15 protein-coding genes are annotated in these 10297 nt (G+C 37.2%); 12 read left to right on the plus strand and 3 right to left on the minus strand.

Annotated elements, in window-relative coordinates; all coding sequences use genetic code 11:
- The first annotated feature begins 192 nt into the window (after nucleotides 1-192).
- The 5 genes from F7888_RS21860 to F7888_RS21880 all read left to right on the plus strand — a co-directional run bounded on the left by F7888_RS21860 (nucleotide 193) and on the right by F7888_RS21880 (nucleotide 3039).
- Complete coding sequence (locus F7888_RS21860) at nucleotides 193-789, plus strand: Type 1 glutamine amidotransferase-like domain-containing protein (RefSeq protein WP_191783446.1); 597 nt, start codon at nucleotides 193-195, stop codon at nucleotides 787-789.
- A 156-nt stretch (nucleotides 790-945) separates the two neighbouring features.
- Nucleotides 946-1287 (plus strand): DoxX family protein, encoded by a 342-nt coding sequence (locus tag F7888_RS21865; RefSeq protein WP_191783448.1) that lies wholly within the window; start codon nucleotides 946-948, stop codon nucleotides 1285-1287.
- 153 nt (nucleotides 1288-1440) lie between these two features.
- Nucleotides 1441-1884, plus strand: a complete 444-nt coding sequence (locus F7888_RS21870) for a MarR family winged helix-turn-helix transcriptional regulator (RefSeq protein ID WP_191783450.1) — start codon at nucleotides 1441-1443, stop codon at nucleotides 1882-1884.
- A gap of 30 nt (nucleotides 1885-1914) precedes the next feature.
- The gene (locus F7888_RS21875; RefSeq protein ID WP_191783452.1) at nucleotides 1915-2463 is read left to right on the plus strand and encodes an NADPH-dependent FMN reductase; all 549 of its coding nucleotides are present in this window, start codon (nucleotides 1915-1917) and stop codon (nucleotides 2461-2463) included.
- Between the two features lie 114 nt (nucleotides 2464-2577).
- A complete protein-coding gene (locus F7888_RS21880; RefSeq protein WP_191783454.1) occupies nucleotides 2578-3039 on the plus strand; it encodes a hypothetical protein in 462 nt (153 codons plus the stop codon).
- Between the two features lie 70 nt (nucleotides 3040-3109).
- Here F7888_RS21880 and F7888_RS21885 read toward each other — a convergent pair whose 3' ends face one another.
- Nucleotides 3110-3673, minus strand: a complete 564-nt coding sequence (locus F7888_RS21885) for an AAA family ATPase (protein ID WP_191783456.1) — start codon at nucleotides 3671-3673, stop codon at nucleotides 3110-3112.
- 197 nt (nucleotides 3674-3870) lie between these two features.
- On the opposite strand from F7888_RS21885, the gene F7888_RS21890 reads away from it, so the two are divergent.
- Nucleotides 3871-4404, plus strand: coding sequence for a GNAT family N-acetyltransferase (locus F7888_RS21890; RefSeq protein ID WP_191783458.1), 534 nt, complete (start codon nucleotides 3871-3873; stop codon nucleotides 4402-4404).
- A 189-nt stretch (nucleotides 4405-4593) separates the two neighbouring features.
- On the opposite strand, the gene F7888_RS21895 is transcribed toward F7888_RS21890, so the two are convergent.
- A complete protein-coding gene (locus tag F7888_RS21895) occupies nucleotides 4594-5052 on the minus strand; it encodes a DUF2306 domain-containing protein (protein ID WP_191783460.1) in 459 nt (152 codons plus the stop codon).
- A gap of 134 nt (nucleotides 5053-5186) precedes the next feature.
- Here F7888_RS21895 and F7888_RS21900 point away from each other — a divergent pair, with 134 nt between their 5' ends.
- From F7888_RS21900 to F7888_RS21925, 6 genes are all read left to right on the plus strand, one after another.
- On the plus strand, nucleotides 5187-5696 hold the full coding sequence (locus F7888_RS21900; protein WP_191783462.1) for a GNAT family N-acetyltransferase: 510 nt from the start codon (nucleotides 5187-5189) through the stop codon (nucleotides 5694-5696).
- A gap of 169 nt (nucleotides 5697-5865) precedes the next feature.
- Entirely contained in the window at nucleotides 5866-6618 is a 753-nt protein-coding gene (locus F7888_RS21905) for an NERD domain-containing protein (RefSeq protein ID WP_191783474.1), read from the plus strand.
- Nucleotides 6619-6846: 228 nt separating this feature from the next.
- Nucleotides 6847-7167, plus strand: a complete 321-nt coding sequence (locus F7888_RS21910) for a PadR family transcriptional regulator (protein ID WP_191783464.1) — start codon at nucleotides 6847-6849, stop codon at nucleotides 7165-7167.
- 49 nt (nucleotides 7168-7216) lie between these two features.
- A complete protein-coding gene (locus F7888_RS21915; RefSeq protein WP_191783466.1) occupies nucleotides 7217-7558 on the plus strand; it encodes a DUF1048 domain-containing protein in 342 nt (113 codons plus the stop codon).
- A 233-nt stretch (nucleotides 7559-7791) separates the two neighbouring features.
- Nucleotides 7792-8553 (plus strand): ABC transporter ATP-binding protein, encoded by a 762-nt coding sequence (locus F7888_RS21920; RefSeq protein ID WP_191783468.1) that lies wholly within the window; start codon nucleotides 7792-7794, stop codon nucleotides 8551-8553.
- Nucleotides 8554-9303, plus strand: coding sequence for an ABC transporter permease (locus F7888_RS21925; protein ID WP_191783470.1), 750 nt, complete (start codon nucleotides 8554-8556; stop codon nucleotides 9301-9303).
- Nucleotides 9304-9352: 49 nt separating this feature from the next.
- Here F7888_RS21925 and F7888_RS21930 read toward each other — a convergent pair.
- On the minus strand, nucleotides 9353-10297 hold a 945-nt coding region (locus F7888_RS21930), incomplete at its 5' end, for an IS3 family transposase (RefSeq protein ID WP_191783472.1).

Genomic DNA, 10297 nt, shown 5'->3' on the forward strand with positions numbered 1-10297 from the left:
TGTGCATCGCATAATTCCCTATCACTACTTTCTATAATTATCCAGTAGTGACCGCGTAGCGTACCCGTAGGTTGGAATAATTACACATAATATATAAATTCTGTTAGGAATTGTGTCGAAAAATATTTTTTTGACACCCCAACAACGGCTCAAACCGTTGATAAATCAATATTTATAGAGGGAGGGGAGACAATGGGGAAAATACTTTTTACATCTAGCGGTCTTAGTACAAATTCAATTAAAGAAAAGTTCCTGGAACTTTTAATAGATTCACCAACTAATTTAAAGGTTGGGATTATAACTACTGCTTCAGATAAAAAAGCTGATAATAAATATGCTAGACGAGCTAGGACAGACTTTCTAGCAATGGGTTTCAATAAGGTTGAATTTATAGATGTAGAATTTGATGATATTGAAAGATTAGAAGAATGTAATGTAATTTACATAAACGGTGGCAATCCATTTTATCTACTTTATCATTTGAAAAACAGTGGAGCAGATAAAAAACTAAAAGCATTAAGTGAGGGAAATGTCATACTTATCGGAGTATCGGCAGGGGCAGTAATTTTAGGTCCGGATATTAGCATTGTGGATTTTTTCACACCACACTTAAACACAGTAAATTTGAAGGACTTAACGGGCTTGAAAATTACCGACAACATTGTTTTTCCACATTATGATAGAGAAGATTTATTTCCATCATCTCTGTCTATTGAGGAACGTATACTGAAATATGAAGCAGTATATCAGAAAAAGGTTTTGCGGATAGCTGACGATGATGCAATTTAATGCAAAGTTGGGACGGTTCTTGTGCTGCCAATTATAAATTTGGCAGCGCAAGAACCGTCCCCATTTTGTCTTGACAATAAAATACCCTAATGTTAGGATAAAAAAGACCTAAGTTTAGGATAAATATTTTTAGAGTAAAAAGGGAGAGACAAATAAATGACTGTATTATCAATTATTCTTCAAGTATTATTAGGATTAGGATTCCTAATGTTTGGATTTATGAAGTTGGGTTCGCAGCAAATGGTGGAAGGCTTTAAACATTATGGCTATCCAACATGGTTCCGAGTATTTACCGGATTAGTAGAACTGGCTGCTGCTGTTTTAGTTATTGCAGGTATTTGGATTGAAGGATTGGCTGTTTGGGGTGGATTAATCATTGTCGTAACGATGATTGGGGCTATCCTTACTCATATCAAAATCAAAGATTCTATTAAAAGCATGGGCATGCCAATGATTCTATTAGTATTAGGATTAGTTGTATTCATCCTGAACTTTTAGGTTTTTCATATACATGGCGGCTGATAAATCGTGCTCCAATTTAAAGTATGTTATTGTAAGTAATAGGACATTTTGATTGATAGAGATTCCAACTAAGATTAATAATCCTTTATATAGAAATCACTTATCATAAATAGTAAAGGAGCTCGAAGGATGGAAAATCAAAATGAATTGGATTTAAGACTATTTCGTATTTGGATGAAGGCAACGAAAGCAGTAGCGACCAATATTCAGAAGGATATTGAAAGTCATCAAATTAATAATGAAAATTTCATGATACTCGAATTGCTTTACAGTAAAGGGCCTCATCCTGTGCAAAAAATTAGTGAGATCTTCTCGATTCCAAGTGGTAGCATTACTTATGTTGTTGATAAACTTGAGAAGAAGGGATTAGTAGAAAGACTGCCAAATCCAAAGGATCGACGGGCATCAAATGTTGTCCTAACACAAGAAGGCAGAGTTCTTTTTGCCGAGATATTTCCAAAGCATGTTTCAACGATCTCTGAGAATTTATCATTTATCTCAAATGATGAAAAAGAACAACTCATTGATCTATTAAAGAGAATTGGGTTAGGTGCACAAAATCTAGAAAAATAAATAAGAAAATGAAATAGGAGGAAAAGAACAATGACAACTGAAAAATTAAATGTAGGGATTATTTTAGGAAGCACAAGAGATGGAAGAGTGAGCCCACAAGTAGGAGCATGGATTAAAGAAATTGCTGAACAACGTGGAGATGCAAACTATGAAATCGTAGATATTGCTGATTATCAATTACCATTCCTAGGAACAACTGATGGAACTGAACCTGGAATTGCTGCTTGGAACGAGAAATTAAACAGCTTAGACGGATTCGTATTTATCGTTCAGGAATATAATCACAGTATTACGGGTGCGTTGAAAAATGCGATTGATTTCGCACGCGAAGCTTGGAATAATAAAGCAGCTGGTATTGTAAGCTATGGTTCTACTGGTGGTGCACGTGCAGCTGAGCATTTAAGAGGAATCATGGGTGAGTTATTGATTGCAGATGTCCGTGTTCATCCTACTCTTTCATTATTTACTGATTTTGAAAACTTCACTACATTCAAGCCAGCTGACATTCATCATGACAATGTAAATGCTATGCTTGACCAAGTAATCGCTTGGAGTGGCGCGTTAAAAACATTGAGATAAGGTAAAATGGGGGCGGTTCTAGCTCTGCTATGGCAGAGTAAGAACCGCCCTTAATTCGTTTTTGTAACTTAGTGAGTAGATAAATCGTCTACTTAACAAAGGGGGATTTTTCCTATGAAAAAGAAGACAAAAATATTCTCTTGCGTGATGATGTTCATTGTAGTTGCTACTTTTCTTGTACCAACAAGTAAGCCGTTGGCTACTTCATGGGCGTATCCATTTGTCGTTTGGGAAGGGTATGTCTATGTCGTTAGCGATGAAGAAGTGACTGAAGTTGGGGAAGTAATTGGGAAGGTCACGAGATACTCAGATATGGAAAGTTTTCCTGGTAATTTTTCAAATGCCTATGAAAAAGGAACCAAATATTATTCCATTGAAGGAGTGAGTACGGAAGAAGCGATTGCTATAGAACAATCTAAAGGTGAGTATTTAAAAGCTCAAAGAGAAGCTGAATATGGTGTAAAAAGTGTTTTTGAACGTGTTTTTGATGGACCTTTCGGGATTGGGATTATTCTTGCATTAGTAGTTATTGGTGTAATTGCAATTATTTCAGTTTATAAAACAAAGCGTAGATAGCAGATAGGGCAGATAGGGGACGGTTCTTGCACTGCTAAACGTGGCAGCGAAAGGGACCGTCCTTCTTTCATTAGCTTAATTGGAATGTATCTTTGATCTTTTTTGCAACTACTTCTGCACTTAAATTTGTATTGTTTATCCTTATGTAATTAGAATAGTTTAGTTCACCATCAACTGAATTCAATCTGTATTTCTCCATTGACTCTTTCAAATCCAGTTCAGACCATGAAATGTCTCTTTTTGAGGGCTTGTGTTTAAGTCGATTAGAGCTTTTATTACGCTCAAGTCTTTCATCTAACTCAGCCTCAAGTTCTACAAAGTAGACCGTCCCACCTCTAGATTCGAACAACTGAATGATTTGATTCACATAATCCCAATCCTCTTGCATATCGAACGCCCAAACATAAGTGAAAACCAATCCATACAGATTACTCTTTGAAACTTCTTCAAATATCTCCTGACGAAATAAGTTGACAAGTCTTTTTCCTTCTTTCGTTCCGTAATCAAAGAAATGATTGACCAAATCAATCGTCATATGATTATGAAAAAGCTTCAAATCTGTGATTCTAGATAACTCCTGTCCAACAGTCATTTTCCCAACCGCTTGTGGTCCAAACAATAAGACAAATTTCATGAGATCCCTCCTCTTAATGGTTATCTTAACTTAACATGAGTCAATCATGGGACGGTTCTTACTCTGCCAATTTTATAGATGGCAGAGCAAGAACCGTCCCCATTGTGCTATAATTTAGAAAAATGAGAATTGATAGGATTATAGTTCAAAAGGAAGATAAAATGAATGATAACAGGATTTAGGAGGAGAGCTTCAACATGACGTTTCCAGTAATTGAGACGAATAGATTAGTTTTAAGACGAGTGACAAATGAGGATGCAAAAGACGTATTAAAGTATCTTTCTGATGAAGATGTAATGAAATATTATGGTTTAGATCCATTCCAATCCATAGATGATGCGTTAGAGGAGATTTCATGGTATCAGTCGATTCAAGACAATAGTACTGGGATTAGATGGGGAATTACATTAAAAGACCAAGATCGTGTAATTGGTAGCTGTGGTTTTCATAACAGCGTGTCTCAGCATTACCGCACGGAGATTGGTTTTGAATTGAGCAAGGACCAGTGGGGAAAGGGTATTGCTCTTGAAGCAGTGGGAGCAATTATAAATTATGGATTTGAACAGATGAACTTTCAACGGATTGAAGCTTTAATTGAACCACCTAACCTACCGTCACAAAAGTTAGTAGAAAATCTCGGATTTGAGAGAGAAGGTTTGTTGAGAAGTTATGAATTTACACGTGGAAAATTTGATGATTTATACATGTACTCAATATTGAAGCAGAAATAGGGCAAAGTGGGGGGCAAAATGGGGACGGTTCTCACACTGCCAACCCCTGAAATTGGCAACGTAAGAACCGTCCCAAGTTAGTCAACAGAAATAGAGTAATAATATTAATGGGACCTTTGTTAGGCGGCTGGGGATGTTGGTACGTATATAAAATTATAAGACAAAAGAAATAGAAAAGACTTTGGTTTGTTATCTCATTTTTGGCGTATACTTATTCACTACTCTAAAAATAAGAGGAGTTCCAATGATCGTTGGTAAAAGCCAAAATAACAAGATGGGGAGTTCATTCAAAATAGGAACTTTAGGTACATTTACTACGATCGTTGCAGTGACAATCCCAATGTAAGAGCCTAGCATCCCACTTATGTGAGAGATCAACCAATTTTTCCAGCGCTTTTTTGATGACAAATAACCAAATAACGCAAGTGAGTAAGAGAATACACCAATATAAAAAAGATGAGCACTTTCTTCCCAGCGGATGATGGACATGATAACAGTTGTGATAAATACGAAAACATAAGACCAATGATATACTTCACCAGAAATGGTATGCTTTCCTTTCTTTTTTCTGGAAGAAATAGCGATGACACCACTTATTAAACAAATTATCCCCGTTGCAATATGAGTAATGAGAAATAAAGTAAACAAAACAGCATCTCCCCTCTAAAAAAACAACTAAACTCTTTAAATAATTGTAACAAATACCCGTGTGAAAATATCGAATTTTATGAAAATAATACATATTACATGATGCCAAACTCCGAAATGAAGGAGGTAGAAGAATGAAAATAATCGAATCAGAGAGATTGTATTTAAGAGAATTAAAAATAGAAGATTCTGAGGAGTTAGCTAAGGTTCTGTCTGATCCTGAGTCCATGCAATATTACCCACAGCCATTTAATCAAGAGAAGGTAGAGCGCTGGATTCATTGGAATATCGAGAATTATAAAAAATTTAACCATGGATTATGGGCAGTTATTTTAAAAGACGGGGAGACATTTATCGGAGATTGTGGCATTACAATGCAAGAAATCGATGGTGAAATCGTACCAGAGATCGGTTTTCATATTATAAAGAGCTATTGGAATAAAGGGTATGCAACAGAAGCAGCAAACGCGTGTAAGAATTATGCCTTTGATGCGTTGAATTACTCAAGGATTTATTCATACACGGTGATTAGAAACATCCCATCACAGAAGGTTGCAGAGAAAATTGGAATGAAGACATATAAGGTATTTGAGAAGAATGGAGAGAAGCAAATTGCCCAAGTGGTAAAACGGGAGGGGTTCTGACGTTGGTAAGACTGAATAGGCAGTTCAAGATCAGGACTCTGATATTAAGTGGAAATACCTAGTTCTTTTGTTATAGTGTTTTTCAATAATATTCCATAAAAAAGATAAAAATTGTAAAAACATGTGCTATAATGTAGAAAAATATTTCCTGAGAAATGAAGTGAAACATATGCTTATCACCATCATCATTATAGCAGTTGTACTAGCAATTTTATCACGTAATCCCAATATAAAAGGATTAATAGGAGAAACAAAAGTAAGTATGATGCTAGCGAAGCTAGATAAAGAGAAGTATAGTGTTAAAAACGACTTCATGCTCTACACAAAAGGTAGAAAGACAAGTCAAATTGATCATGTCATTATTTCAGTATATGGAATCTTTGTGATAGAGACGAAGAATTATAAGGGTTGGATCTTTGGTAGTGAACGAAATAAGTATTGGACCCAAACAATTTATAAAAAGAAATCAAATTTCTATAACCCAATTCATCAAAATTATGGTCACATTAAAGCAATTCAGGGTTTCCTTGAGAATGAGGATGATGCAATCTTTCATTCAATTATTGCATTTAGTCCAAGTGCTACAATTAAAGAAATGGATGTGAAGAGTAGCAATGTACAGGTTGTGTATACAACAGATTTGTTAAAAACAATACAAGGCTATACGAAACCAGTACTAACTGAACAACAAGTGAAAAGAATGGTTACACGTCTTTCATTTGTTCATAAGCCCGACAAAAATAAGCGTAAAGAGCATGTATCAAAGATTCGATCAACCCTTCAAGTGGAGCAACAAAAAGTGAATTCGAATACCTGTCCCAAGTGCGGAGGAGCATTAGTTCAACGCTCTGGAAAGTACGGTTCATTTAAGGGGTGTAGCAATTACCCTAGTTGTCGATTTATTGAGAAGAAACAAGCATGAAAACAGGGGGTGGTTCGTACGTTGTCAGGACTGAATTTGGCAGCGTTAGAACCGTCCCCAATTTGTTCCCAATTTGTTGAGTTGACTCGATAGCTATTCAGTGTTACAATGTACTAGTAATAAGCGGTACTTAATAGTGAGATGTTCTACATGCTATTTAGTATATTTTTTTCTTTGGTACTAAGTGATACTGAATATAAGTCAGACTAAATAGAGGAGGTTTCGAATATGGAGAATTTAACTGAAATGCTGAAGGGGTCGCTTGAAGGCTGCGTACTTGAAATCATTAGTCGCGAAGAAACCTATGGTTACGAGATAACACGGCGCCTGAACGATCTTGGATTTAGCGAAGTCGTGGAAGGGACTGTATATACCATTCTCGTTCGATTAGAAAAGAAAAATCTGGTGAATATTGATAAGAAACGGTCAGATATGGGACCGCCCCGCAAATTTTATACACTAAATGAGGCTGGTCGCCAGGAACTAGAACTGTTTTGGGAAAAATGGGATTTTGTATCATCAAAAATAAACAGTCTGAAATCACAATAGGTTCATAAGATATATCGTTTATTTTTATAAATAGAAGGAGGAATCAAGCATGTTAGAAAAGTTCAAAAAAATGATATTTGATAAGAAAGAGTACAAAATGATGATGGCCAGGGTAGAAGCACTTCCTGAAGACTACCAATTTGTATATAAGAAAATACAAAACTACATGTGGAATTTTACAGCTGGGAACGGTATGGATATGTTGAAAATCCAGTATGAACTAATCGATTTATTTGAAACTAGTTCGGCAGAAGGAAGACAGGTGCTGGAAGTCACTGGAGAAGATGTAGCAGCCTTTGCTGATGAATTAGTAGCAAACGCAAAAACTTATGTTGAAAGATATCGTGAAGATTTGAATCAGAGTATCTTAAACCGATTAAGAAAAAAGTGAATTTATAAAAATACATGGACTGAATAGCTGGCTACACGTGTGTATTGTATTGCACCCTTGTTATTCAGTTTTATTTTTAACTAGGTAGTAAGTGGTACAGAATATCAGTCACACTTAATAGCTGGAGACGATGTGAATTTTCTGAAGAAAGTCAACATCGCATATCAGACAAAGTACAGTCATTTTCTGTTCATGCACGCGACCTTGGATAGCATTTTAAAGGAGGAAAAAATATGAGTAATATATCAATTTCTGTGAAAGGGTTAAAAAAATCATTTAAAGACAAAGACGTTCTTAAGGGGGTGGATTTTGAAGTGAAAAGTGGCGAAATTTTTGCACTGCTCGGTTCAAATGGAGCAGGCAAAACGACAACGGTGAACATTCTATCGACCCTGCTGAAGGCAGATCGTGGTGAAGTTGCTGTTTGTGGCTTTGACGTCGAACGTCAAGCAGATGATGTTCGTCAGAGCATCAGCCTGACAGGACAGTTCTCAGCTATAGACGGTATGCTCACCGGGCGGGAAAATCTGATGATGGTTGCCAAGTTGCGGAGGGTATCTAATCCTGCTCAAGTCGTGGACAGTCTGCTATCAAGGTTCAGCCTGAGAGATGCTGCTAACCGCCGCGCTGACAACTATTCTGGTGGAATGAAGCGTAGGTTGGACATCGCGATGAGCCTGATTGGGAAGCCATCTGTCATTTTTCTCGACGAACCAACGACAGGACTTGACCCCGAAGCGCGTATTGAAGTCTGGAATACGGTCAAGGAGCTTGCTGGTAGTGGAGCGACCATCCTGTTGACGACCCAGTACTTGGAGGAAGCGGAACAACTGGCGGATCGTATCGCTATCCTACATGATGGGAAAATCATCACGACCGGTACCCTAACTGAACTCAAAGAGATGTTCCCACCAGCGAAAGTGGAGTACATTGAGAAACAGCCAACTTTGGAGGAAATATTCCTTTCGATTATCGGTAAAAAGGAGGAGATGTAAATGAAGAGCAATACAGGTGTTTTACTAGGAAGATTAATGCGCAACATCATGCGTAGCCCGGATACGATTATTACGGTAGCTATTACTCCGATTATGATGATGCTGCTATTTGTCTACGTATTTGGTGGAGCCATAAATACAGGTACCGACAACTACGTCAATTATTTATTGCCAGGAATTTTGCTGATGGCTATTGCATCGGGTGTCGCGTATACTTCCGTGCGGCTGTTTTCGGATGTAAAGAACGGGCTGATGTCACGTTTTATTACGATGCCCATTAAGCGGTCATCAGTATTGTGGGCTCACGTGTTAACTTCACTAGTTTCCAATTCCCTTACAATTGTGTTGGTTATACTGGTCGCACTTTTAATGGGATTCCGTTCCAGTGCTGATCTTCTGAATTGGATTGCTGTAGCAGGGATTCTCGGGCTATTTACGCTTGCTCTGACATGGTTGGCCGTTATTCCAGGATTGACAGCAGGATCTATGGAAGGGGCAACTGCCTACTCGTACCCACTGGTATTTCTGCCGTTCATTAGCTCAGCCTTTGTACCAACCGAAACCATGCCGAAAATTGTCCGCGCGTTCGCTGAGAACCAACCTGTGACTTCCATCGTAAATGCCATTCGAGCACTGTTAGATGAAGGTTCTGTTGGTAACGATATCTGGATTGCACTTGCCTGGTGCTTCGGGATTATGGTCATCGCTTACTTCTTCGCAAGTAAAGAATTTAAACGAAAGTTAGGGTAAGGAATAGTAGGGACGGTTCTGATGTGACCCCCAAAAGTTAGAGTTTATTTTATGCAGCAGCTAATTGGCTGGTATGTTTACGGTATTCAACCGGGCTCATACCAGCTAATTTTTGCTTAATTCGCTTGTTATTATAGTAATGGATATAATCTTCAATTTTCTTTTTTAATTCATCAAATGAGCATAGTGTTTCTCCGTGGTACATTTCTTGCTTTAGTAATCCAAAAAAATTCTCCATAGGTGAATTGTCCAAACAGTTTCCCTTACGGGACATACTTTGGAACACCTTGTGATCCTTAAGCTTATTTACCCATTTATTATGCTGATAATGCCAACCTTGATCAGAATGTATGGTCGTTCTAAATGGTGAATCTTTCACTATTTCTAGTGCTTTCTCGAGAGGTCTGAGCGCTAATTCTAAGTTTGGACGCATATCTATGCCATGAGATATAATTTCTCCATTGTACATATCCATAATTGGGCTAAAGTATAATTTCGCATTCTCAGAACACTTAAATTCCGTTATGTCTGTCGTTAATTTTTGATGATAAACATTTGTGTGAAACCTACGTTTAATACGGTTTGGCGCAACATTTCCGATCGTTCCTTTATAAGATACATATTTGCGTGATTTTCGAGTAAACTTATCACCTTTAATACCAATTTCTTTCATAATCCGTTGGACTTTCTTATGATTGACTTCTATTCCACGATTCTTCAATTCTAGTTGGATACGACGATATCCATAATTACCATGATTCTCAACAAATATAGAGTGAATGGTTTCCTTTAATTCTTGGTCCGGATCTACTCTATTCATCATTTTAATATGGTAATGATAAGAAGATTCAGGAATACCGACGATTTGTAAAACATCCTTTAGTTTGAAGGTTTCTTTGAGTTCGAATGATAATGCTGCTTGTGCTTTTCGAGATAGTTTTCCGGATCCATCTGAAAAGCTCGTAACTTTTTTAAGTATTCTACCTCTAGACGA

Source organism: Litchfieldia stipae, assembly GCF_014837155.1.
Taxonomy (GTDB): Bacteria; Bacillota; Bacilli; order Bacillales; family Bacillaceae_L; genus Litchfieldia.